The organism is Nocardia rhizosphaerihabitans (assembly GCF_014646295.1).
In the GTDB taxonomy this organism is placed as follows: domain Bacteria; phylum Actinomycetota; class Actinomycetes; order Mycobacteriales; family Mycobacteriaceae; genus Nocardia; species Nocardia rhizosphaerihabitans.
Genome location: NZ_BMNE01000002.1, coordinates 1273596 through 1297702 on the forward strand (window position 1 = coordinate 1273596; position 24107 = coordinate 1297702).

Consider the following 24107-nt stretch of genomic DNA (forward strand, 5'->3'; position numbering starts at 1 on the left):
GGCGACCCCTCGTCGCCGCCACCGGGTCAATGCAGCGCGGCCAGGCCGCGACGGTCGATCTTCCCGGTCGGCGTGCGCGGCAGTTCGTCGACGAACACCACGTCACGGGGAGCTTTGAACCTGGCCAGATGGGACTTCACATACGCGCGGACGGCATCGGCGTCGAGGTCACCCGCACGGACGACGATGGCGGCGAGGCGCTGCCCGAACTCCTCGTCGGGGACACCGATCACCGCGGCCTCGGTGACGGCCGAATGCCGGTAGAGCAGGTCCTCGACCTCCCCGGGAAAGACGTTCTCGCCGCCGGAGACGATCATGTCGTCGTCCCTGCCGTCGATGAAAAGCCTTCCGGCGGCATCGAAATGACCGAGATCGCCGGTGCTCATCAATCCGCCCCGCAGCTGTTTGGAGCCGCCACCGGAGTAGCCGTGGAAGGCGATCGAGTTGCCGACATGGACGGTGCCGACAGTGCCTGGCTCGATGACCCGGGTGTCACCGTCGAAGAGCGCCACGGTGATGCCGACCGGCGGTCTACCCACCGTGCCGGGAGCGGCGATCCAGTCCTCGGGGGTGGCGATGGTGGCGGTGCCGGTCTCGGTGCAGCCGTAGAAGTTATAGATGACCGGCCCGAACGCCTCGATCGCCTTGGTGCCCAACGACGAGGGCAGCGCGGCGCCCGCCGTGAACACGATCCGCAGCGAGCTGGTGTCGGTGGCGGACAACACTTCTGGGCCCAGATCGAGAATGCGGCGCAGCATCGTCGGGACGAGCACCACCATGTCGGCGCGATGCTCGCCGATCTGGGTGAGCGCCCGCTGGGCATCGAACTTGCCGTGCAACACGATGGTCGAGCCCAGATTCAGCGCCAGGATGAACTGCGAGAGCGCCGTGCCGTGGAACAGCGGCGCGCACAACACCATGGTCTGCCCACGGCGCAAGGGCACCCGATCGACGAATTGTGCTCCGGCCAACGGTGATTCGACCCGACGCGGCGCACCCTTCGGCGTACCGGTCGTGCCGCCGGTGAGCAGGACGAAACCGCCCTGCTCGGCTGGTACGGGCGCCCGGGTTCCCGGATCGGCGCCCGCGGTGTCGAGCATTGTGATGCCGTCGGCCAGGTCACCGCCGAGAGCGGACAGGCTCGGGTCGAGCACCAGCGCACCGACCTGTTCACGAGCCAGCACATCACGGAGTTGGGCCGCACCGAAGCCGGTGTTGAGCAGCACCAGCCGCGCACCGAGTTTTCCTGCGGCGGCCATGGTTTCGACCAGAAGCAGCCCGTCGGGGCACAGCACCCCGATGGTGTCCTGCGCGCTCAGCCCGGCGGCGTGCCAGCGGGCCGCGATCGCATCGCTGCGCTGATCGAGTTCGCGATAACTGACCCGCCGACCACCGTCGACGAGCGCGACCCGATGCGGTGCCTGCCGCGCCGAGGTGCGGATGCCGCCGGCGATCGGGCCGAAAGTGCGCATCGCACGGGCGGTGCGAACGAGCTGATCGGGGCGCCGCAAGTCGACGAGCCCCGCCCGCTGCATGACACGGAGCTGTCGCGCCGATGTACTCGCGGCACGTACCCAGCTAGCCGCGCTCATCGCGAATCCCCCCGCCCGCGACGGTGGCTCAACATACCCGCGGCCCCGGGTCCGCACCCGCGGTCACCGCGAGCAGCCAGGCGACAGTCCCGATCTCGGGCACGATCTCGGCGCTGATGTGCTCCGACATCGGCACCCAGAACATTCGCATATTCACCCCGCGCGCACAGTAGGCGGCGGCGATGTCGTCGATGGCCAGTTCGGCGGGCAACAGCTGATCGGTGGTCGAATGCCACATGAGCAGCGGGATGTCGGGCGTGTTCTCGGGGCGGCCGAAGCTCGCCGCCGACAGCGCTTCGTTAGCCGCGGCCAGCGCCGCCTGCGGATCGGTCAGATAGTCGACGACCGGGCGCAGCAGGGTGGAGGCGACGGCGGTGTAGAGGCAGCGGTTCTCCAGATCACGGGCGACCTGATGTCCCTCCGGGGTCAGGTACCGCTGCAACGCCTGATCGAACTCGGGGTATTCGCGGGCAAGGCCGAGGATGGCGAGCCAGCCGGTGAAGTTGGCCTGCGGCTGCTGACCCGAGATGGCGAACGGCGCGATCGCGACCTTGTCACCCGGGATGCCGCCCTGCGCGCTGCCCCGAATGTTGAGCTCGGGGGCGTAGTGCCGGCGCTGCTCGGCCGCCGACGCCGAGGAATTGCCGCCACCGGAATAGCCCCACAGGCCCACCGGCGACGCCTCCAACCCGAGGCCGCCACGCTGGGCCGCGCGGATACCGTCGAGTACCATCCGGCCCTCGGCCGGGGACATGATCGTGTTCTGCTTGCCGTCGAAATCGGTGACAACCACCGCGGCGCCCGCGGCCAGGAACTGCGCCATCAGTGCGACTTCCTTCTGAATCCCCGCCCGCAGCGTGTACGAGGGATTGCACTGCTGACCGAGGCTGTCGATCGCCTCCTGATACGAAATCAGCGGGCGCGCACCGGGACCCAGCCACGGAATGCCGGGCACGAGCACCGTGGTCGCCGTGGCGAGCGGGTTGTCCTGGGCATCGGTGCTGCGGAACAGCAGCTGGGTGGTGTGCACCGGGACGGGGATGCCGAGCGTGTAGATCTGCACGACGCGGCTGCGGATGACATCGCCGTTGGCGTAGCCGCCGAAGTCGGCCGGATCGGCGTACCAGGGGTCGTTCTGCGGGGTCGGCAGCGGTACCACCGCCGGATAGACCTGTGCCTCGTTCGGCAACGGCGGGAGTTCGAAGTCCTCGGCGACGGCGGGGCCCGCGGCCAAGGCCAGCACCGCGACGCTGAGCAGGGCGGTAGCGCCGAAGCGCCGGGATCGGTAGGTGGCCGTGCTGCGCTGCATGGCATCTCCTTCACTAGGTGATCCCGATTACAGCAGGTTCTCTTGTTCAGAACAAGAGTTCTTGTTCTTATTGGGCGATCGGTAGGCTGAGCGCCGTGACGTCGACCGAGAAGACTCAGCCTCGCTCCCGGCGCATCCAGGGTCTGGACGCCGAGCAACGCCGCGCGCGCAGGCGCGAGCAGATCCTGGCGGCCGCGTTCGAACTGATCGCCGCCGATGGTTACGTCAACACCGCGATCGAGCAGATCTGCCAGACCGCCTTCGTCGGCAACAAGGCCTTCTACGAGCTGTTCGACAGCAAGGAGTCCTGCTACCTGGCCCTGCTCCAGCAGCTCAGCGAACGCGCGCAAACCGAAGTCGCCACCGCACTGGCCGAATGCACCGGCGACCGCCACGAGGTGATCTCCACCGTCGTCGCCGCCTTCGCCCACGCACTCGTCGACGACCCCCGCGTCGCCCAGGTGACCTTCGGCGAAGCCAGTGGCATCTCCGCCAAGGTCGAACAGCAACGCCGCACCAACCGCCGCTGGGCTGCCCAATTCCTCGAAACCCTCTGGCGCGAATACGGTTTCGTCCCGGAAGGCGGAATCGGCATCGACCTCCACGCCCTCGCCGTCTCCACCATCGGCGGCCTCTTCGACACCGTCGCCGACTGGTTGCACCAGACCGACGCGGGCTCCACCGGCGAAATCGACACCCTGATCAGGGATCTCACCGCCTTCACCGACATCGTCCACCTGGGATTGGCCGCCGCGGCCGCTCGGGAATAGGCGGTTGCCTTATCGAGCGCTGCCCAGCCGACGACGACGAGGAGGAGGTCGCGGCGCCACATCGCGCCGGCCGGAGGGACCGGGAGGCGGACTTCGCCGGGTGTCAGCGGGGTGCGGGCCCGCCGGGTGGCGGCGAACCGGCTGGTCCGCCGGGCGGCGGGGATCCGGGAGAATCGTTGCCGGACTGGGTGTTCTGGGATTTCTCGGCGACGCCGACTGTCAGGGAGAGGACCATGGTGGTGGTCGGGGTTCCGGTGACGGTGGCCAATTCGGCGTCCCAGCCGTCGCCGAAGACGTGGTCCGAGGACAGGCTCACGTCGGAGATGTTCTTGATGCTGGCGGAGTAGCCGGAGTCGGCGGCGAAGACGGATTCGCAGGCGTCCTGGGGAAGGGCGATCTGGGAGGTGAGGCGGGCCTTGTCGCCTGCTACCGCGGTGGTGAGGGAGTCGTAGACCTCGAAGTGGAGGTGGGGCCAGCGGCCCGCGTAGCAGGCGGGGAAGATCGAGGTGAAGCGGACGGTGCCGGTGTCGTCTGCTACCTGGACGCCGCGCAGGTAGTTCTGGTCGGTGACGCCTTCGCTGTAGAGCGAGTAGCGGCCCTCGCGGTCGCAATGCCAGACGTAGACCGCCATACCGGCGCCCGCGGCACTCTTGGTGAGGTCACGCAGGTTCAAGGTGATAGTCATCGGAACACCCTGGGCGACACCGGAATACGGGCCGAAACTGGTGGTAATGTCGGAGCGGACCACGCCCGACTCGATCAGAACATTGGGGCCGTTGGACCCGTCGCCCGGGTAGGGGCCCGCCGTTTCCTGAGGCGCCGCGGCCGGGGTCGCCGAGTCGGCCGAGGTGTCCGTGGCGACGCCCGAGTCCGTCGCCGCCGCGCAACCCGCCGCCGCGGCCGCCACACCCGCGGCGCCGATCATGCCGAGCACCCGTCGGCGCGACATCACCCGCAGGTCGTGCCCGAGTCCGAGATCGTGGTCGGCCATGGTGCTCCTTCGCTCATTCCGTGTCGTCGACGACGGTAGGCGCGGGCACTGCGCCGGAACTGGGAACACGCTGGGGGTTCGCTGGGAGCTCAGCCGGGCGGGACCCCGCGATGCTTCGGCGAACTCAGTGGGCACCACCAGGCGTGACGAAGGTGACCGGTTGTCCGGTGACGCGGCCACGGCCGCGAAATCCTTGTCGTCGCACAGGATTGTCAGTCGGTGATGCTCGGCAGTGGCGGCGATGAGCAGGTCGACAGGGCCTGCCGAACGATGCAGCCCGTGTTCGGTCATCAGTTGCTGTACTTCGGCGGCGCGTTCGACGACCCGGTCGGGCATGGTCACCCAGCCGAAAAGGTCGCGTAGGTGCCGTTGCCTTTCCATCCGGTCCGCCAGTGATCGGGCCGGGTAGAGAAACTCCAGTCGACGATGGGGCAGATCGCGATCACACCCGCGGTCAGCTGATCTGCCCAGGACTTCTGGTATGGCTCCGTTGCGATGTGGAACAGTCCCGACGTGTCGAGGAGGTGGATGGCCGGGGTCACCGACGGTAGGCGGACTTGTTGCCGAGGGACTCGTCGAAGTCACCGCGGTCAGCCATGTCGCCGAGGGCGGCGAGCGCGCGCATCCGGACAAGACGTTGCCCGACCTCGCGCAGAGCCGCGTTGACGGTGTCCTTCTTGGTCTTGGTGCCGAGAACCTCGGCAGCGGTCGCCAGCGCTTCCAGGTCGATCTCGATCGGAGTCTTCGATGTAGCCACTGCCTTCACCCCGCCAGATATCCGATGTTCCAGTCCTGCCGGTCAGTCGGTGACGTAGCCGTTGAGGCTGTTGCGCAGGTCGGTGAGGACAGCGCGGGCGGCGGTGAGGCCGGTGGTGTGCCAGATGCTGTCGTCGACGGCGAAGACGCGGCGGTCGGTGGAGGCGCTGAGGGCCTCGAACTCGTCCGAGCGCAGGACCTGCTTGCCGTGGTCTTCGCCTGCTTTGCCGGCGAACATCACGTAGATGAGGTCGCCTTCGGCTTTGGTGGCCAGGTCGGCGGTGCCGATGTCGAAGGAGGTGCCGCGCTGGGCGGTCGGACGCTGCACGCCGACGTCGGACAGGACCTGGGCGGCGAAGGTCTCGGTGCCCTGGACCTGGGTGGTGTCGGCGGTGAAGCGCAGCACCGAGGCCTGCGACTGGCTGGCGTTCAGTGCTTTGCCGAGGTCGCGGGCCTCGGTCAGGTAGGTCTGCAGGGCGGTGTCGGCGGCGCCGCGGCGGCCCATGCCCGCGGCGTAGCCCGCGAAATCGGACTGCCAGCTGCCGCCGGTGCCGACCAGCACGGTCGGGGCGATCGCGCTCAGCGCCTCGTAACCGCCGGCGGGGGCGACATCGCCGAGGATCAGGTCGGGCTTCAGTTCCGCGATGCGGGCGGGATCGGGCTGCCCGATCGGGCCGACGCTGGGTACTTTCAGCACGCCGTAGCCCAGGTACATCGGCTGCGGACGCTCGCCGTCGAGGGTGACCGCGCCCGCGACCCGCTCCCACAGGCCGACCGCGCAGGCCGCGTCGAGCGCCGAGCTGGTGAGCACGACGATGCGCTGCGGGTCGGCGGGAACCTCCGAGACCCCACCGGCATGGGTGACCGTGCGGGTCGCGCCCGCGGCGGCGTCGGGTGCGCTCGGCAGCGGGCAGGCGGTCGCGGTGTCCCGCGCCGCGCCGACCACACCAGCACCGGCGATATTGGTCGTGGTGCGGATGATCGTGCTCGCGTCGTCGTGCTTGTCCGCGCAGCCCGCGGTGACCACGGCCGCGCACAGCAGCGCGGCGACGGCGACGATGCCGCGCGAGCGGGCGCGGTGGCCCTGCTTCGCGGTGCGACGGAATCGGGTGCGTTCTGGGGCGCTCACCGGCATGCGCACGAGGGTACTGCGTGGCCGCTGACGTGGGCGCCGCGGCCCGATCTCACTGCCTGCTCGCGCGCCGGAAGCCGATGGTGGCGGGCACGGCGAACAGCGCGAGGGCGCCGAACGACCAGAGCAGGGTGAGGATCAGGGGGCGCGCGATCGGGCCTTCGTCGGAGAGCCCGCGCATGGCGTCGACGGCGACCGACATCGGCTGGTTGCGCACGATCGGCTGAATCCACTCCGGAAAGGCGATCAGCGGGACGAAGCCGGTGCTGAAGAACATCATCAGCGAGGTGACGATGGTAATGGTCTCGACCAGTGAGGTTTTCGCGGTGAAGACGGCGACGGCGGTCACGATCGTGGCGAACGAGAGCCCGAAGATCACCGGCACCAGCAGGAACGCGAATGTCGCCAACGGGCCCTGGTGGAAGCGGAAGCCGAGCAGGAAACCGACGATCACCACGGCCACGGTGCCGAGCACGATGCGGCAGCCCTCGGCGAGGATGCGTGAGACGAGACCGGAGGCCCGGTGCACCGGCAGCACCCAGAACCGGGCCAGCAGACCGGCTTCTCGTTCGCGGCCGAGCAGGACGCCGCTCGCGACGGCGCCGGAGAGCGCGCCGACGACGGCGACCATCGGGACCGAACCGTAGAGGGCGTCGTCACCGGTGAACTTCTCGATCTGACCGCCGACGACGATGTCCAGCATGATCAGCAGCAGACACGGGATGAGCAGCGTCTCCAGCACGGTGATCGGACTGCGTGCCCAGCGCACCAGCAGGCGCTGCGTCTGGATCAGCGTGTGCCGGATCAGCGAAACCGGCGAGGTCTCCGAACGCTCCAGCATCACGCCCTCCTCGAACTGAGCCGGATGGCCAGTGGCACGCAGAGCAGCAGGGTGCCCGCGGCCCACAGCAACGGTGGCCCCATCAGCGACCAGCTCACCGTCCCCGCGTTGCCCGCGGTGTCACCGGCCAGCGCGCGCAGCGCGATCGCATATTGCGAGACGGGCTGATTGCGGACGAACCACTGGATCCAGCTGGGAAACTGGCTCGCCGGTGCGAGACCGGTCGAGAGCATGCCCAAGATCAACGGCGGCAGCACGAGTAGCTGCGATGTCGCCTCCGGACTCTTGGACGCGGTGCCGATGACATCAGCGCCGAGGGTGAACACGATGCCGATGACCAGCGAGAACGCCAGGAACCCGAGGGTATGCCACGCGTCGAGCCGGAAGCGGAAGCCGATGACATAGCCCGCCACGACCGCCCCGGCCAGCGCGATCAGCGCCCGGAGTATGTTGGCCGACATCCGCGCCGCGACGGGAACGAGCGGGCGCAGCGGCATCGAGCCGAAGCGGCGATTGAGTCCGGCCACGGCATCGCTGGCCGACCGGAAGGCCGCCGAGATGGCGGTGAACGCCGCGGATTGCAGGACCACCAGCGGCATCATGTACTGGGCGTAGCTGCTGAAACCGTTGCCGGAGAACATCATCACGGTATTGAGCGGGATGTAGAAGCTGGCGGCGAACGCCACCGGCGCCACCACCGACATCAAGACCTCCCCTGACTTGACCGAGGGCACGATCAGCCGTGTGGTCAGTACCCACCACTGCTGCACCGTGTCCGGCGCGGCGCGAACGTGGGTGTGCCACAGGGTGGCCGTCATGAGACGGCCTCCGATTCGCTCTCGGCCGAGGCCAGATGGCCGGTGAGTTGCAGGAACACGTCATCGAGCGACGGGCGCCGCAGGGCGATGTCGACGAGTTCGATCGCCGCGTTGTCCAGCCGCCGCAGCGCCTCGGCGAGCGTCTTGGCGCCATCCGGCGCGGGAATGGTGATGCGATCCGATTCCGGTGTCATCGCCGCCAGGATCTCCGCGGGCAGCAACGAGCCGAGCGCGGTGGCGATGGCGGGCAGCTCCTCGAGATCGAGCGGGACGATCTCGCAGTAGCTGCCGCCGATCCGCTGTTTCAGTTCGTCCGCTGTGCCTGCGGCGATCACCACGCCGTGGTCGATCACGATGATCTGATCGCTGAGGGCATCGGCTTCCTCCAGGTATTGGCTGGTGAGCAGGGTCGTGATGCCCGCGGCCTTGAAGCTGCGCACCAGATCCCAGACCCCCTGCCTGCTGCGGGGATCCAGGCCGGTGGTCGGCTCGTCGAGGAAGACCACGTCCGGGCGCACCACCAGCCCGCAGGCGATATCGATACGTCGCCGCATGCCGCCCGAGTAGGTGCCGACCCGTCGGTTCGCGGCTTTGTCGAGATCGAATTCGCTGATCAGTTCCCTGGCGCGGGCCTGGGCGGCGGGTTTGCGCAGACCCATGAGCCTGCCGAACATGACCAGGTTCTCGTAACCGCTGAGCATGTCGTCGAGGGCGGCGTATTGCCCGGTCAACATGATGCATCGACGGACTGCCGCCGGGTCGGCGACGACATCGTGCCCGGCGACCACCGCGCGGCCGCGATCGGGCGTGATGAGCGTCGAGAGGACGTTCACCATGGTCGTCTTGCCCGCGCCGTTGGGGCCGAGGATGCCGAGCACCTCACCTGGCGCCGCCACGAAGTCGACGCCGCGCAGCGCGTGCACATCGCCGAAGGATTTCTCGATCCCTTCGACGACCACGCCACCGGAGGTGGCTGTCGGGCTCTGGATGACAGTGCGTTCGACGCTCATATCCGGTCTCCTGCTTCCATGTGCTCGTCGAGTACCGGCGAGATGACCGACAGTGCATGGGGATTGGTCATCTCGTCGTGGGTCACGTCGACATCGCAGTTGACGATGTCGCCGGTCACGTAGGGTCGCCAGCCGTCCGGGCCCATCCACGGGGAGGGGTCGACGGTGGCGCTGAAATAGAGGATGTCGCCGTGGTAGACCGGGCGTTGATAGCCGGTCCGTGTTCCCGCGGAGGCGTTGTAGGAGCCCGCCATGCGCTCGATGGTGGCGGCGTCGATGAGTTCGACGCCGCCGAGCTCGGCCGTGATGAGGTCGGCCGCTTCCGCGGCGGTGGCGTCGGCGGGGACATTGTCGATGCCGAAGATCGAGCCGAATGTGTTGATGAAGGCGCCCGGTGACAGGCGTTCGATGGTGTCGCCGTCGATATCGGCGGTGTCGGTGTCCAGCAGCGCCACCACGCCGACGCGCTCGCCCGCCGCGGCCAGTTCGACCGCCATGGCCTGGGCGATCAGACCGCCGAACGACCAGCCCAGCAGGTGATAGGGACCGCTCGGCTGCACCGCGCGGATCTCGCGCACATACCGTCGCGCGAACTCCTCGATGGAGCGGGCCGATGGCTCGCGGCCGCTGAGGTCGGGGGCTTGGAGTCCGTAGATCGGTCGGCCCGGTGCGAGCTGTTCGGCGAATCCCAGGTAGCTCCAGGACATTCCGGACGACGAGTGCACACAGAACAGGGCGGGGCGATCGCCGCCGAGCCGGATCGGTAGCAGCACATCGAGACCCAGCCCGGCAGGTCCGGCGGCGGCGGGCTCGGCGGCAGCTGCCGTCTGCGCGGCGAGGGCGGCGGTTTCCTCGGCCGAGGCCGTCTGGGCGGCGGGGGTGGCGGCGAAATGCGCTGCCGCGCCGAGGGCTTCGGCCCACAGCTGGGCGAGTTCGGCGACATCGTCGCGGGCGAGCAGGTGTTCGGGGTAGCCGAAGTCGGCGCGCAATCGGTTGCCGACAACCAGGGCGTTCACGTCGATCGCCTGCATGATCGGGACCTCGGGATGCTCGTCCGCGCGCAGATCGCCGAGGTCGTCGGTGGGCAGCCAGCCGAGGCCTTCCAGCCCGGCGGGGACCTCGGCCGTCGTGTGCCTGCCGAGGTAGTTCACGAGGATCTGCCCGGGGAGTCGCTGCGGGAGCTGGGCGGCCGTCTCGGGATCGAGGTAGCGCAGCATGCCGAAGCCGATGCCCTTGTCCGGCACCGCCAGGAGCTGGTGTTTGACCGCGCGGATCGCCGCGCCCATGGCGGGGCCGCCGGCGAGCGCGTCCTCGACGTCGATACCGGCGAGGTCCAGGCGCACCGGGTACAGCGAGGTGAACCAGCCCATGGTTCGCGACAGGTCGGCGCCGGGCACGACTTCCTCCTGCCTGCCATGGCCTTCCAGCCGCAGCAGCGCCGAGTGCTCGTGCACGCCGCGGCGCGCACGCCAGCGCACGAGCGCCAGTGCCATGGTGGCGAGCAACGCGTCGGTGACGCTGCCGTGGAACAGCCTGGGCAGGGTGGTGAGCAGCGCGGTGGTGACGTTGTCGTCGACTTCGATGTCGAGGCGGCGCACGGTGTTGGCCTGGTCGATCGCCGGATCGAGGGGCCGGTCCCCGAGCAGCGGGTCGGGACCGCCGACGACCTGCTGCCAGTAGCCGAGTTCGGCCCGGCGCCGCTCGCTGCGCGCTTGTTCGGTCAGCGCGTGCGACCAGCGGCGCACGGAGGTGCCGACGTCGGCGAGGACCGGGGTGTTGCCGACCGACACCTGTGCCCACGCACCGATCAGGTCCTGCACCAGGATTCGCCACGAGACGCTGTCGATGACGAGGTGGTGCGCGACGACGATCAGGCGGCCCGGCCTGGTGCGCGACCCCGCGTCACCGACCGGGTCGAGCCAGACGAATTGCAGCACCACGCCGTCGGCCGGGTCGAGGCGGTTCATGGCGGAGTCGAGCTCGATCTGGGCGTATTCGCGCAGCTCGACCGGGTCGGCGGCGTCGTACTCGGTGCGGTGCACGAGGGAATCCACGTCGACCGAACCCGGGTCGGCCACCCGCAGCTGCCAGTCGTCCTCGGCCTGCCACAGGCGCGCACGCAGCATGTCGTGCCGATCGATCACGGCGGTGAGGGTCTCGACGAGCTGCGCACGCTCGATGCCGACGGGCAGCTCCAGGACGGCGGTCTGGGCGAAGCGGTCGAAATCGCCGCCGCGCTCGATCATGTAGCGCACGATCGGGGTCAGCGGCAGTGCGCCGATGCCGCCACCGGGCAGTTCCTCGAGCGCCTGCACCGCGCCGGCGGCGTCGACGGCGGCGGCGAGCGCGGCCACCGTGCGATGTTCGAACACCTGCAGCGGGGTGCAGTGCACGCCTGCCAGTTTCGCCTGGGTCACCAGCTGGATCGCCAGGATGCTGTCGCCGCCGAGGGCGAAGAACGAATCGTCGATGCCCACCTTCTCGCGGCCGAGCAGTTCGGCGTAGAGCTGTGCCAGGACGTGTTCGGTCGGTGTCTCAGGCGCTCGGTACGGAGTCTCCTCGACCACGAAAACGGGTTCCGGCAAGGCTTTCCGATCGAGTTTGCCGACGGCGTTGATGGGGATCGAGTCCAGGACGACGAAAGCGGCCGGGACCATGTAGGCAGGCAGGATGTCGGCGGCTTCGGCGCGGACCCGCGCGATGTCGAGGTCGGCGCCGGGGGCGCGCACCAGGTAGGCCGCGAGGGCGGTCGCGCCGGTGGGTCCGGGAACACCGAGTGTCACCGCGACATCGACGCCGTCGAGGCGACCGAGTACCGCATCGATCTCGCCGAGTTCGATGCGCTGGCCACGCACCTTCACCTGGAAGTCGGTGCGGCCGAGGTATTCCACGGTGAGTCGGCCGGTGCTGCGGGTCCAGCGCACGAGATCGCCGGTGCGATACAGGAGTTCGCCGGGGGCGCCGTAGGGATTGGCGACGAATCGCGCGGCGGTCAGGCTCGGCCGGGCGTGGTAGCACCGCGCCAAGGCTGTCCCGGTGAGATAGAGCTCGCCCGCGACGCCGACGGGTACCGGGCGCAACCGGTCGTCGAGGACGAGGACGGCCGCACCGCGGATCGGTGTGCCGATGGTGACCGGTTCGTCCGCCGACAGCGGCGCGGACCCGGTCGCCCAGATGGTGTACTCGGTCGGCCCGTACAGGTTGACCATCGTCCGGCCGGACGGACCGCCACACCAGCGGGCCACCAGATCGGGGCCGACCGCCTCGCCGGCCACCGCGAGCACCCGCACGCTCGACACCTCGGCCGGATCGATGGTGGCCAGCGCCGACGGGGTGATCACCATGTGGGTGACCGACTCGGCCGCGATGAGTTCCGCGAGCGGGGCGCCGCCGAAGACATCCGGCGGTGAGATCACCGAGGCGGCGCCGCAACCGAATGCCATCAGGGCCTCGAAGACCGAGGCGTCGAAACTCGGTGAGGCGACCTGCAAGACGCGGGAGTGCTCGTCCAGGGTGAGGTCGGCGCGTTGGGCTGCCACGAGGTCGGCCAGGCCGCGGTGGGTGACGGTGACGCCCTTCGGTGTTCCGGTGGAACCGGAGGTGTAGATCATCCAGGCGGGGTTGTCGACCCGGATCGGGAGGGGAAGTTCGTCGGCGGTGAGTGCGGCATCGTCGGCTGCGCGCAGGCTCGCGGCGAAGTCCGGGTCGTCGAGGACCAGCCAGCGGGTGGTGTCCGGGAGCTGCGGCCGGTAGGCGGCCAGGGTCAGGCCGACCTGTGCGCCCGAATCGGTGAGCATGTGCTCGATCCGGTCGGCTGGGTGCTTCGGGTCGACCGGCAGGAAGGCCGCGCCCACCTTGGCGGCGGCCCAGATGCCGGTGTGCAGTTCGGCGCAGCGGGGGAGACCAAGTGCCACTACGGTTTCCGTGCCTGCACCGGCTTCGATCAGTAGCCGAGCCAGCTGGTTCGAGTGGGCGTCGAGTTGGCGGTAGGTGGTGGTCGCTGCCGACACCAGCGCTGGTCGCTCGGGGAATGCCGTGGCCGTGTCGGCGAGTAGCTGAGGCAGTGTCTTCGTGCCGACGGCGGCGGGGCCGCGGACCGGGATCAGTTCCGCGCGTTCGGAGTCGTCGAGCAGGTCGATGTCGGCGAGGCGGAGGTCGATATCGGCGAGCACGGCAGCGAGCACCCGCCGCCACCGTGTCGCGAACGCGCGGACCGTCGCGGTGTCGAAGAGGTCGGTCGCATAGGTCAGGACGCCGTCGAAGCCCGCGGGGCCGGACTCGTCGAAGCGCTCGCGCAGGTCGAGCGTGAGATCGAAGGCCGAGGAGCTGCGGTCGAAATCCTCTACCTCGAAACGCAATCCGGGCAGTTCGAGCACCGGTTCGACGTAATTTTGCAGCGACAGCGAGACCTGGAAGATCGGGTGGTGGGCGGTCGAGCGGGTGGGGTCGAGCACCTGGACCAGCTGCTCGAACGGCACATCGGCGTGGGCGAACGCGTCGAGGTCGGCGGTGCGGACCGTGGCGAGCAACTGGCGGAACCCGGTGCCGGAGTCGACGGGTGTGCGCAGGGCCAGGGTGTTGACGAACATGCCGACGAGCTCGTCGAGCGCCGCCTCACCGCGACCGGCGACGGGGGTGCCGATGACGACATCGTCGGTGCTGCCGAGCCGGGCCAGCAGGACCGCGAGCGCGGCGTGCACCACCATGAAAACGCTGACATTGTTGGCGGCGGCGAAATCGACCAGGGCGCGGTGCATCTGGTCGTCGATGGTGAAATCGACATCGTCGCTGCGCATGGTCTGCACCGCGGGCCGGGGGCGGTCGGCCGGCAGCTCCAGTGCGTCGGGAGTGCCCGCGAGGGTTTCGCTCCAGTACCGAATCTGCCGTGCTGCCACAGATTCCGGGTCTGTCTGACTGCCGAGCAGTTCGCGGTGCCACAGGGCGAAGTCGGCGTATTGCACGGCGAGCGGTGACCAGGTGGGCGCGTTGCCTGCTGCGCGCGCCGAATAAGCGGTGACCAGATCGGCCGCCAAGGGAGCCATCGATGCGCCATCCGCACTGATGTGGTGCACCACGAGCACGATGACGTGGACGGAGGAGGCGAGCCGGAACAACCCGACGCGCAGTGGGGCTTCCTTGGCGAGATCGAATCCGGTGCCCGCCAGCTCGTTGATCCGAGCACGCAGCGGCGCACCGTCTTCGGTATCGATCACAGGGAGGGCGGGGGTGGCGGTGTCCATGCCGACTACCACCTGACGTGGTCCTTCGGCGTCGGCGGGGTATCGGGTGCGCAGGCTTTCCTGGCGTTGCACCACATCGGCGAGCGCGCGGCGCATGGCGGCCACATCCAGGTCGCCGGTGAGGCGCAGGGCGATCGCGATGTTGTAGGCGGCCGAGTCCGGGTCCAGCTGGTTGAGCACCCACATGCGCTGTTGCGCGGGGGACAGGGGGATGCGGTCGGGGCGCAGGCGCGGGGCGAGGGCTGGGCGGCCGGGGCCGCCGTCACCGGCGGGGACGACCCGGGATGACAGTTGCGCGGCGGTCGGCGCGTCGAACAGGTCGCGCAGCGCGATGGTGGAGCCGAGTGCCGAATTCACCCGGGCGACAACCTTTGTCGCGCTCAGCGAGTTGCCGCCGAGTTCGAAGAAGGACTGGTCGACGCTCACCCGATCGGTGCCGAGTACCTCGGCGAACACCTCGGCGACGGCCTGCTCGGTCGGTGTGCGCGGTGCGAGGTAGGGCCGCTGCGCGGCCGAGAAGTCCGGCACCGGAAGGGCTTTGCGGTCCAGCTTGCCGACCGGGGTGAGCGGGATGTCGTCCAGCACGACCACGTAGGCGGGCACCATGTAGCCGGGCAGCTCCGAGGCCACCCACGCTCGCAGCCGCTCGGTATCGAGGTCGATACCTGGCACGGGCAGCACATAGGACACCAGGACGGTCGCGCCCGCCGGGCCGGCGCGTCCGATGGTGACGGCGTAGTCGACCTCGTCGTCGCGGGAGAGCACCGCGTCGATCTCACCGAGCTCGATCCGCAGGCCGCGGATCTTGACCTGGAAATCGCTGCGGCCCAGGTATTCCAGTGCGAGCTCGTCGTCGTGCTCGACCCAGCGCACCATGTCACCGGTCCGGTACATGCGCTCACCGGCGGCGCCGTAGGGATTGGCGACGAACCGGCTCGCGGTCATCTCGAACCGGTTGAAATAGCCGCGTGCCAGCGCGGGCCCGGCCAGATACAGCTCGCCCTGGATGCCGACCGGAACCGGCCGCAACCAGCCGTCCAGCACCACCACCTCCGCGCCGCGGATCGGCCCGCCGATGGTGATCGGCTCGCCGGCCACGAGTTCCGCGGGACCGGTGGCCCAGATGCTGAACTCGGTGGGGCCGTACAGGTTCACCATCCGCCTGCCCGCCGCCCACTTCTCGATCAGCTCCGGCGTGGCCGCCTCGCCGGCGACCGAGAGCACTCGCAGCTCGGTCAGCTCGGTGGGTTCCATCGTCGCCAGCGCGGACGGCGTGATCACCGCGTGGGTGACCCGCTCGGTGCGCAGCAGCGCCTCGAGTTCGCTGCCGCCGTAGACCTCCGGCGGCGACACGACCAGCCGTCCGCCCGCCGCGTGCGCGGTGAGCATCTCGAAGACCGAGGCGTCGAAACTGGGGGAGGCGACCTGCAGTGCGCTCGCGGACGGATCGAGCGCGAGGGTGTCGCGTTGGGCGGCAGTGAGATTCGCGACGCCGCGGTGGCTGAGCAGCACCGCCTTCGGTTTGCCGGTGGAACCGGAGGTGTAGATGAGGTAGGCGGTGTGGTCGAGGTCGATGGGGCCGCCGCGTTCGTCGTCGGTGATCGGCGCGTCGGAGACCAGCAGGGCGCGTCGCATGGTGTTCAGGTCGTCCAGGAGCAGCCAGTCGATGGTGCCGGGCAGTGTCTCACCGGTCGCCGTCACGGTGACGCCGATCGGCGCCTTGGAATCGGTGAGCATGTGCTCGATCCGTTCCACCGGATAGCTCGGATCCAGCGGCACGAAAGCCGCGCCCGACTTGACCAGCGCCCAGACCGCGACCACCGACTCCAGCGACCGGGTCAGCGCGAGAACCACGAACACCTCGGGCCCGACGCCGCGAGTGAGCAGGACGCGGGCGAACCGGTTCGACCAGGCATCGAGTTCGCCGTAGCTCATGGACAGTTCGCCCGCGCTGACCGCGATCGCGTCGGGATCGATGCGCGCACCCGCCGCCAGGATTTCCGGCAGCGTCCGCATCGGCAGCGGGCTCGGGCCGCGGACCGGCGCCAGCGTGGCCAATTCGGTGTCGTCGCAGTACTGGAGTTGCGAGACGAGAGTGTGCGGGTTCTCGGCGAGCTGCCCGAGCAGCCGGACGAAGCGATCCAGGAATGATTGCGCGGCAGCGTGTTCGAGCTGATCGGCCATGAACTTCACGGTGATCCGCAGGGAGTCGCCCGCTCCGGCGGTGCCGCGCAGCGGAATCACCATGAGGTTGAGCGGATACGGCGTCGCGTCGGTGCCCTCCACGTCGAGCACGCGCATGCCCGCGATGTCCAGGGCCTGCGACAGCGCCTCGCGGTCGATGGGATAGGACTCGAAGACGGTCAGCGTGTCGAACAGTTCGGCGAGACCGACGGCGCGGTGGATCGCGGCCAGGCCGACGTGCTGGTGGTCCATCAGTCGTGCCTGCTCGGCTTGCACGCGGGCCAGCAGGTCGCTGACCTTTTCCGCGGGGTCCAGCGTCACCCGGACCGGGACGGTGTTGATGAACAACCCGACCATGTCCTCGACACCGGGCAGCTCCGGCGGCCTGCCGGAGACCGTGCTGCCGAACATCACATCGGTGCGGCCGGTGAGCATGGCGAGCAGCATCGACCACGCCGCCTGGACCAGGGTGTTCACCGTCGCGCCCGCTTCGCGCGCCGCGGATTCGAGGACGGCGACGGTCTCGGCGGACAGGTCGTGCGAGATCATCGCGGTTTCGGTCGACTCGATGCCGGCCAGGGTGGGGACGGCGCGGGTCGGCGTATCGATACCGGCCAGCGCCTGCTTCCATGCGGCGATCGATGCCTCGGCATCCTGTTCGCCCAGCCAGGACAGGAATTCCCGGTACGAGCGCGCGGGCGGCAGGACCGACGGGTCACCGGCGGTGACGTACAGCGTGAGCAGTTCCCGAACCAGCAGCGGTGTCGACCAACCATCCAGTACCAGATGGTGATTGGTCATGATGAGCCGGAATTCCCCTGGCGCGGTGCGGACCAGGGTGAAGCGGACCAGCGGGGGTCGGGTGAGTTCGAAGCGGGTCAGCGCGTCGAGGGCGATGATGCGGTCGAGTTCGCGCGCCCGCTCCGCCTCGTCGGCGATGCCGATGAGATCGATGTCGTCCCAGCGGATCTCGGCATCGGTGAGCACCAGCTGACGTGGGCCGTCGTCGGTCTCCACGAAAGCGACCCGCAGGTTCTCGTGCCGATCGATCAGCGCCTGCGCGGCGCCGCGCAGGCGGGCGGCGTCGACGGTGCCCGCCAGGGTGAGCAGTGACTGGACCGTGTAGCCGTCGGCGGTGTCGGAGTCGTAGAGCGCGTGGAAGAGCAGGCCGTACTGCAACGGCGACAGCGGCCACACGTCGGCGAGGTTCGGGTAGGTCCGTTCCCAGGTGTCGATCTGGGGCTGGTCGAGCGTGACGAGCGCGAAGTCCGAGGGGGTGCGGCCACCCGAGACGCCGCTGCGCGCGTGGGCGACGAGGGCGTCCAGCGCCGCGGACCACAGGTCGGCCAGGTCGCGCACGGCGGTCTCGTCGAGCAGCCTGCCCGCGTACGCCCAGGTGACGTCCAGGCCCGCGTCGGTGAGGACGGCATTGATGTCGACGACGGCGGCCAGGGGCGCGCGGTCGTCGTTGGTCGCCGCGAAGCGTTGCGGTACCCAGGCGTCGTGGCCGCCGGTGACCGCCCGGCCCAGGTAGTTGAAGCTCAGCTGGGGCGTCGGCGCGTCGGCCAGCGTCGCCGCCGTCTCGCTGTTCAGGTAGCGCAGCAGGCCGAAGCCGACCCCGCGATCGGGCAGTGCGCGCAGTTGTTCCTTGGTCGCCTTGATCGCCGATCCCGCCGCGCGGCCACCGGCGAACGCGTCGTCGAGGTCGAGTCCGGCCAGGTCGCCAGCCACCGGATACACGCTGGTGAACCACCCGACCGTGCGCGCGACATCGGCGCCGGGCAGCAAGGATTCGCTGCGGCCGTGGCCTTCCAGGATCATCAGCGCGCCGGTGCGGTCGCGCCACCGGCAGACCGCCATCGTCAGCGCGGCGAGCAAGACATCGTCTGCGCCGCAATGGAATTGCTCGGGCAGGGTGGTGAGGACGGTATGGGCGACATCCGACGGGATCGTCGTCTGCCACTGCGCCATGGTGTCGACGACATCGACAGCCGGATCGAAGGTGTCCGTACCGAGGGCCGGGTCGGGTGTCGCCAGAATGCGCTGCCACAACGGCAGTTCGTCGATCCGTGTGGCTGCCTGCTCCACCTGGCCGTGTGCCCAGCGCCGGAACGAGGTGCCGACCGGCTCGAGGGTGCCGCCGAAGGCCGCGGTCGCCAAGTCCGGCAGCAGGATTCGCCAGGAGACGCCGTCGGTGACCAGGTGGTGCAGGACCAGCCAGCACAGTGGCGGGTCGTCCGGACGCTCGATCAGCACGAAGCGGGCTACGACACCGGCGGTGGGATCGAGCAGATCGGCGGCGTGCTGCAATTCGCTCTCGATCGTGACGTCGAGTTCGGAACCGGCCTGCACCACTTCGATCAGGGCATCCGCGTCGACCGAATTCGGTTCGGCGACAACCCATTCCCAGCCGCCATCGGTGGCGCGCAGGGTGGATCGCAGCAGATCGTGGTGGTCGATCAGCACCTGGAGGGCGGCGGCGAGCGACGCCCGCGTGGTGCTCGCGGGCAGGCCGATCAAGACCGCCTGGCCGTACCGGCCCCACGTGTCACCGTGTTCCACCATGGCGTGCACGATCGGGGTGAGTTCCACGGGTCCGATGCCGCCGCCGGGCAGCTCGTGCACCACATGGACCTCGGTCTCGCCCGCCACGGCGGCCAGTGCGGCGACCGTCTTGCGCTCGAAGACATCCCTGGCGCTGAACGCGATCCCGGCCGCCTTCGCGCGGGAGACCAGCTGAATGGAGACGATACTGTCGCCGCCGAGGGCGAAGAAGCTGTCGTCGACCCCGACCGTGTCGAGTCCGAGGACCTCGGCGAAGAGCGCGGCGAGTGCTTCCTCGCGCGGCGTGGACGGTGCCCGGCTGGTGACCGTGCGGGCGCCGAAATCCGGTGCGGGCAATGCCTTGCGGTCGACCTTGCCGAGCGGCGTGAGCGGAACACGATCGAGCACCATGACGACCGACGGCACCATGTAGGCCGGGAGCTGTTCGCCGACAGCGGCCTTCACCGCTTCGGGATGCACCTCGGCGCCGGGTGTCGTCGTCACATAGGAGACCAGCGCGGTCGCGCCCGCGGCGGTGTCGACACCGAGGGTGAGCGCGAAATCGATCTCGGGTAGGCCTTCCAAGGCGGCGTCGATCTCGCCGAGTTCGATCCGGTAGCCGCGCACCTTCACCTGGAAGTCGCTGCGGCCCTGGTAAACCAGCGTGAACCGGCCGTCGTCGTCGGTCCAGCGCGCCAGATCGCCGGTGCGGTACATCCGCCGGCCGGGTGCGTGGGGATCGGCGACGAATCGGCTCGCGGTCAACCCGCTGCGCCGGTGATAGCCGCGCGCCACACCGGGGCCCGCGAGGTACAACTCACCCACGGTGCCCGCGGGGACGGGACGCAACCACGGGTCGAGGACCAGGCCGGTGACACCGCGGACGAGGCTGCCGATCGTCACCGGCGCACCCGGGGTCAGCGGCTCGGTCAGCGTTGTCGTGATGGTGGTCTCGGTGGGGCCGTAGCCGTTGATCAGTGCCCGACCGGACCACTTCGACACCAGTTCCGGCGGGCACGCGTCACCGCCGACCACAATGGTGCGCAAATCGGGGAGCGTGTCCGGATCGAGCGAGCCGACGACGGCGGGCGTGACATTGAGATGGGTGACACGATGCGCGCGCAGCACCTGCGCCATCTCCTCACCCGCGTACGCCGACGGCGGCACCACCGCGAGGGTGGCGCCCGTGGCCAGCGTCACCAGGATCTCCTCGACGGAGATATCGAAGCTCGGTGACACTGCATGGGCGACAACGGATTCCGCATCGACGCCGAATCCCGCCCCAGAACTGGCGACCAGATTCGCCAGACCACGGTGCGACACGAGTACGCCCTTGGGCAAGCCGGTCGAGCCGGAGGTATAGATGACATAGGCGACCTGATCCGGGTGGATCGGGGCCCGCCGTTCGGCATCGGTGATCGGACCGGCGTCCTGCGCGGCGATGAGCAGGGCGGTCGCCTCGTCGTCGATCGAGCGCCAATCGACACTGTCCGGCAGCGACTTTCGCGCCTCGATGACCGTCAGGCCGGTGACCACGCCGCTGTCGCCCACCATGTGCTCGATCCGGTCCGCGGGGTAGGTCGGATCGATCGGCACGAACGGCGCACCGGTCTTGGCCACCGCGATGGTCGCGAGGACCGATTCGGCCGATCGCGGAATCGACAGCGCGACACCGTGTTCAGGGCCAGCGCCAGCTGCGATCAGCACGCGAGCGAGGCGGTTCGAGTACTCGTCGACCTCGCGATAGGTGAGTTTCTCGCCCGCGCCCCAGCGCAGGGCCACGGCATTCGGGTCGATGGCGACGCCCGCAGCGAGAATCTCGGGCAGCGTGCGGGATTCGACACTTGCCGGTCCACGTGCCGGCACCGACATCGCCTGCTCGGCGGCGGAAAGAACGGGCACCGTCGACAGCGGCGCATCGGGGCCCGCGACGAGGAAACGGTGCAGGAACAGCAGGAATCGCTCGTGGTGCGCCGCCAATTCGGCTTCGCTGTACAGGTTTCCGTTGCCCTGGAGATCGATGTGGGTACTCTCGCCGCCCACACCGGGATACACATTGACGAACAGATCGTCGATCAGTCCGGAGGTGAGCACGTGCAGCCGCCCGACGACCGGGCCGAGCGCGATCCTGGTGTCCACCATCATCAGATTCACGGCGGGACCGAACGACGCCGCCTCGTCCATCGCCCAGCCCAGATCGCGGACGATGTCCTCCTGCCGGTAGCGCTGGCGTCGCAGCGCGCCGGTCAGCTCACCCTGCACGGCGAGGATCGCGGCGCCCACCGTGGTCTGGGGTGTCAAGGTGACGCGCAACGGGACGACATTGGCGAGCATGCCGCCCGACCGGCGCAGCGTCGCGGAGGTCCGCGCCGACACCGGCAGGCTCAGCACGACCTCCGGTGCGCCGGTCATCGCGGCGAGGTAGGCGCCGAACGCGGCCACTACCGTGGGCGCGACACCGGAGTTCACCGCCGTCGCGACGGAATCGAGCAGCGCGGTCGTCTCGGCGGGCAGTGCGCCGGAGACGCGGTTGGGGTGGGCGTCGACCTCGGCGTCGCGGCCGGCGAGATTCACCGGGTCCGCCATGCCGGCCAGGTGCTCGCGCCAGTACTGGCGATCGGCCTCGAAACGGGCCGAGGTCCGGTAGGCCAGATCGGCCTCCACGATCTTCTGCAGCGGTTCGGCCTTGCTCGGCGGCGGCTCCCTGCCCTCGAAGGCGGCGTTGTAGAGCTCACCCGCCCGCTGGACCAGCGCCAGCGCGCCCATGCCGTCCAGCACGATGTGATGCATCCGCACGTACCAGAACCAGCGGTCCGCGCCGACCCGCAGCATCGCCAGGTAGATCAGCCGGTCACGCATCACATCCAGCGGCGCGGTGTACTCGGCGCGCATCCAGGCGCGCGCGGCTCGCTCCGGGTCGGGCTCTGACCGGAAATCGAGCTCGGCGATGTCGGCGTCGAGGCTCAGGTCGACGAGCTGATACGGCTGACCGTCGATATCGATCAGCCGCAGATAGCCGGTGCCGAACTCACGGCCGGTGCGCCGGACGGCCTCGGTCAGCAGCTCGTGGTCGATCGGTCCGGACAGTTCGACGTACTGGGCGATGGAGATGGGGGTCTCGCCCGCGACCAGCTGGGCGAACCAGATCCCGCGCTGGGCGGCGGACAAGGGGAAGGCGCCGTCGCGTACGGCGGTGCCCGGTCCCTGCAGGGAAGACTGGGTCATGAGCAGACCTGCGTTCTCATGTCTGGAGCTCGGTATTCACCATGGGTCCCGGACCCGCTGCGTTCCGCGATCTAGGTCCATTCTGAACCTGTGCGGACCGGACCGGAATGGGTTCTACGAGACCGCGCGCAGATCCCTGGTGGACAGCGGCGCGTCCGAGCTGACCAGATAACGCTGCAGGGTCGAGCGATCGTCGAGAACCAGCCAGTCGACGTCGTCGGTCAGTTCGGGCCTGCGGGCCCGGGTGGTGATGCCGGTGTAGGCGCCGAAGACGAATTCGTCGTCGGTCACGGAGACAGGGATCGCACCGATCTTGCGCACCGCCGCCTCGGCGATGATCGCCTCGATCGTGGCGTCGACCGCCAGCGCGATCCGGCTGCCCGCGGTGGCGCCGCGGCCGAGCAGCAGCCGCGCCAGCCGGTTGGCCCAGCGATCCTGATCGGAGTCGGCGAGGTGACCATCGGTGGCGATCGGGCCGGCCTGCTTGCGCGGCAGCTGGATGACGTTGTCGGCGATCGCGGTGGTCATCGTGCTCATCGTGGTGTCCCCTTGGCGCTGGTAGGAGGTGCTTTTCGGTACACCTCTACTGTCGTCGCCGGGTGGGGACTCCGACAGCAACCCCAGCGTTGGGGGGCGACCTCCCAGGGGGCGCGTTTACCACCCCAAGGTGGTGCGCGCGACGGCGGCGGCGCGACCGGCCGCCGCCGTCGCGGGCCTGGTCAGCGCGCGTTGCCGCCGATGCTGAAGTGGGCGCCGGTCGGGTCGGTGAGGCCCGCCAGGCGGCCGTAGGGGGTGTCCATCGGCTCGAACACCACGGTGCCGCCGAGAGCCAGAGCCTGGGCGGCGGTCTTGTCGACGTCGTCGGCGCCGAAGTAGGCCGTCCACGATCCGGGGATGCCCTCGGGGAGGTGGCCGGTGGCGTCCATGACGCCGCCGCGCATCGGCGAGGTCGCGTGGATGGTGGTGTAGCGGAATTCAGGGGAGTCGACGACGGTGAAGGTGTCGTGCCAGCCGAAGACCTCGCGGTAGAAGGTCAGCGACGGCTCGTAGGCGCGGGTCATCAGCTCGAACCAGGACGGCACGCCGTCGTGGTTGCTCCAGACACCGTCGGCGACGTCACCGATCGCCTCGAAGCCGGGGAAGGTGCCCGCCTGCCAGACGCCGACACCGACGCCGCCGACATCGGCGAGCACCGCCATCGTGCCGAGATCGCCGACCGCCATCGGCTCGACGAACACGTTCGCGCCGGCGCTGCTCGCCTTCGCCGTGGTCGCCGCCGCGTCGGCGGAGGCCAGGTAGACGGTCCAGCGATCGGGGAACGGATCGCCGTCGTCGGGGACGCGACCCATCGCGCCAGCGACGGCCTTGCCGTCCTTGCGCAAAGTGGTGTAGCCGCCGAATTCCTCGCCGCCGCGTTCGGCGGTCCAGCCGAACAGCTCGCCGTAGAAGGCGATGGCACGGTCGAGATCGGCGGTGTAGAGATCGACCCAGGTGGGATCACCGGGCTGGGTGGTACTGGACATGAGGACTCCTCGGCTGCGGGGGAATAGCTCGACACAGTGATGACGCCCCTGCGGTCGAAAAGTCATCGCAGCCAACCGTTGCACCCGCGCGACCTGCGGAGGAAGATCGAGACCGGCGTCCGCCCGGCACACTGTCGTCCGTCTACGGCGCGCTGAATACGACACAGAGTAG

Annotated in this window: 12 protein-coding genes and 1 pseudogene; 1 reads left to right on the forward strand and 12 read right to left on the reverse strand. The window is 69.3% G+C overall.

The window, feature by feature from the left end:
• Window positions 1-26: 26 nt before the first annotated feature.
• Window positions 27-1592 carry an AMP-binding protein gene (locus IEY60_RS12410; RefSeq protein ID WP_189027177.1) on the reverse strand — a complete coding sequence of 522 codons (1566 nt, stop codon included), beginning with the start codon at window positions 1590-1592 and terminating at the stop codon, window positions 27-29.
• A gap of 28 nt (window positions 1593-1620) precedes the next feature.
• Window positions 1621-2901: a lipase family protein gene (locus tag IEY60_RS12415; protein WP_189027179.1), complete on the reverse strand. Its 1281-nt coding sequence runs from the start codon at window positions 2899-2901 to the stop codon at window positions 1621-1623.
• Window positions 2902-2996: 95 nt separating this feature from the next.
• On the opposite strand from IEY60_RS12415, the gene IEY60_RS12420 reads away from it, so the two are divergent.
• Window positions 2997-3671 (forward strand): TetR/AcrR family transcriptional regulator, encoded by a 675-nt coding sequence (locus IEY60_RS12420; RefSeq protein ID WP_229739729.1) that lies wholly within the window; start codon window positions 2997-2999, stop codon window positions 3669-3671.
• A gap of 103 nt (window positions 3672-3774) precedes the next feature.
• Here IEY60_RS12420 and IEY60_RS12425 read toward each other — a convergent pair whose 3' ends face one another.
• The 10 genes and pseudogenes from IEY60_RS12425 to IEY60_RS12470 form a co-directional block, all read right to left on the reverse strand.
• Window positions 3775-4662: a dioxygenase family protein gene (locus IEY60_RS12425; protein WP_189027181.1), complete on the reverse strand. Its 888-nt coding sequence runs from the start codon at window positions 4660-4662 to the stop codon at window positions 3775-3777.
• A gap of 234 nt (window positions 4663-4896) precedes the next feature.
• A pseudogene (locus IEY60_RS35685) lies at window positions 4897-5043 on the reverse strand (PIN domain-containing protein); the annotation flags it as partial.
• 157 nt (window positions 5044-5200) lie between these two features.
• A complete protein-coding gene (locus IEY60_RS12435) occupies window positions 5201-5419 on the reverse strand; it encodes a type II toxin-antitoxin system VapB family antitoxin (protein ID WP_189027183.1) in 219 nt (72 codons plus the stop codon).
• Between the two features lie 42 nt (window positions 5420-5461).
• Window positions 5462-6553 (reverse strand): ABC transporter substrate-binding protein, encoded by a 1092-nt coding sequence (locus IEY60_RS12440; RefSeq protein ID WP_189027185.1) that lies wholly within the window; start codon window positions 6551-6553, stop codon window positions 5462-5464.
• Between the two features lie 49 nt (window positions 6554-6602).
• On the reverse strand, window positions 6603-7391 hold the full coding sequence (locus IEY60_RS12445) for an ABC transporter permease (protein ID WP_189027188.1): 789 nt from the start codon (window positions 7389-7391) through the stop codon (window positions 6603-6605).
• Window positions 7391-8209, reverse strand: coding sequence for an ABC transporter permease (locus tag IEY60_RS12450; protein ID WP_189027190.1), 819 nt, complete (start codon window positions 8207-8209; stop codon window positions 7391-7393). The genes IEY60_RS12445 and IEY60_RS12450 overlap by 1 nt, the downstream gene beginning before the upstream one ends.
• On the reverse strand, window positions 8206-9219 hold the full coding sequence (locus tag IEY60_RS12455; RefSeq protein ID WP_189027192.1) for an ATP-binding cassette domain-containing protein: 1014 nt from the start codon (window positions 9217-9219) through the stop codon (window positions 8206-8208). Before IEY60_RS12455 ends, IEY60_RS12450 begins: the two co-directional genes overlap by 4 nt.
• Window positions 9216-22412 (reverse strand): non-ribosomal peptide synthetase, encoded by a 13197-nt coding sequence (locus tag IEY60_RS12460; RefSeq protein WP_189027194.1) that lies wholly within the window; start codon window positions 22410-22412, stop codon window positions 9216-9218. Before IEY60_RS12460 ends, IEY60_RS12455 begins: the two co-directional genes overlap by 4 nt.
• A 114-nt stretch (window positions 22413-22526) precedes the next feature.
• Complete coding sequence (locus IEY60_RS12465) at window positions 22527-22949, reverse strand: hypothetical protein (protein WP_189027196.1); 423 nt, start codon at window positions 22947-22949, stop codon at window positions 22527-22529.
• 182 nt (window positions 22950-23131) lie between these two features.
• Window positions 23132-23935, reverse strand: a complete 804-nt coding sequence (locus tag IEY60_RS12470) for a VOC family protein (protein WP_189027198.1) — start codon at window positions 23933-23935, stop codon at window positions 23132-23134.
• Window positions 23936-24107 lie beyond the last annotated feature (172 nt).

Excerpts from the sequence above, each read along its gene's own strand:
- IEY60_RS12470 (WP_189027198.1), bottom strand. The coding sequence starts at position 23,935 with ATGTCCAGTACCACCCAGCCCGGTGATCCCACCTGGGTCGATCTCTAC.
- IEY60_RS12455 (WP_189027192.1), bottom strand. The coding sequence starts at position 9,219 with ATGAGCGTCGAACGCACTGTCATCCAGAGCCCGACAGCCACCTCCGGT.
- IEY60_RS12410 (WP_189027177.1), bottom strand. The coding sequence starts at position 1,592 with ATGAGCGCGGCTAGCTGGGTACGTGCCGCGAGTACATCGGCGCGACAG.
- IEY60_RS12415 (WP_189027179.1), bottom strand. The coding sequence starts at position 2,901 with ATGCAGCGCAGCACGGCCACCTACCGATCCCGGCGCTTCGGCGCTACC.
- IEY60_RS12460 (WP_189027194.1), bottom strand. The coding sequence starts at position 22,412 with ATGACCCAGTCTTCCCTGCAGGGACCGGGCACCGCCGTACGCGACGGC.
- IEY60_RS12465 (WP_189027196.1), bottom strand. The coding sequence starts at position 22,949 with ATGAGCACGATGACCACCGCGATCGCCGACAACGTCATCCAGCTGCCG.
- IEY60_RS12445 (WP_189027188.1), bottom strand. The coding sequence starts at position 7,391 with ATGCTGGAGCGTTCGGAGACCTCGCCGGTTTCGCTGATCCGGCACACG.
- IEY60_RS12425 (WP_189027181.1), bottom strand. The coding sequence starts at position 4,662 with ATGGCCGACCACGATCTCGGACTCGGGCACGACCTGCGGGTGATGTCG.
- IEY60_RS12450 (WP_189027190.1), bottom strand. The coding sequence starts at position 8,209 with ATGACGGCCACCCTGTGGCACACCCACGTTCGCGCCGCGCCGGACACG.
- IEY60_RS12440 (WP_189027185.1), bottom strand. The coding sequence starts at position 6,553 with ATGCCGGTGAGCGCCCCAGAACGCACCCGATTCCGTCGCACCGCGAAG.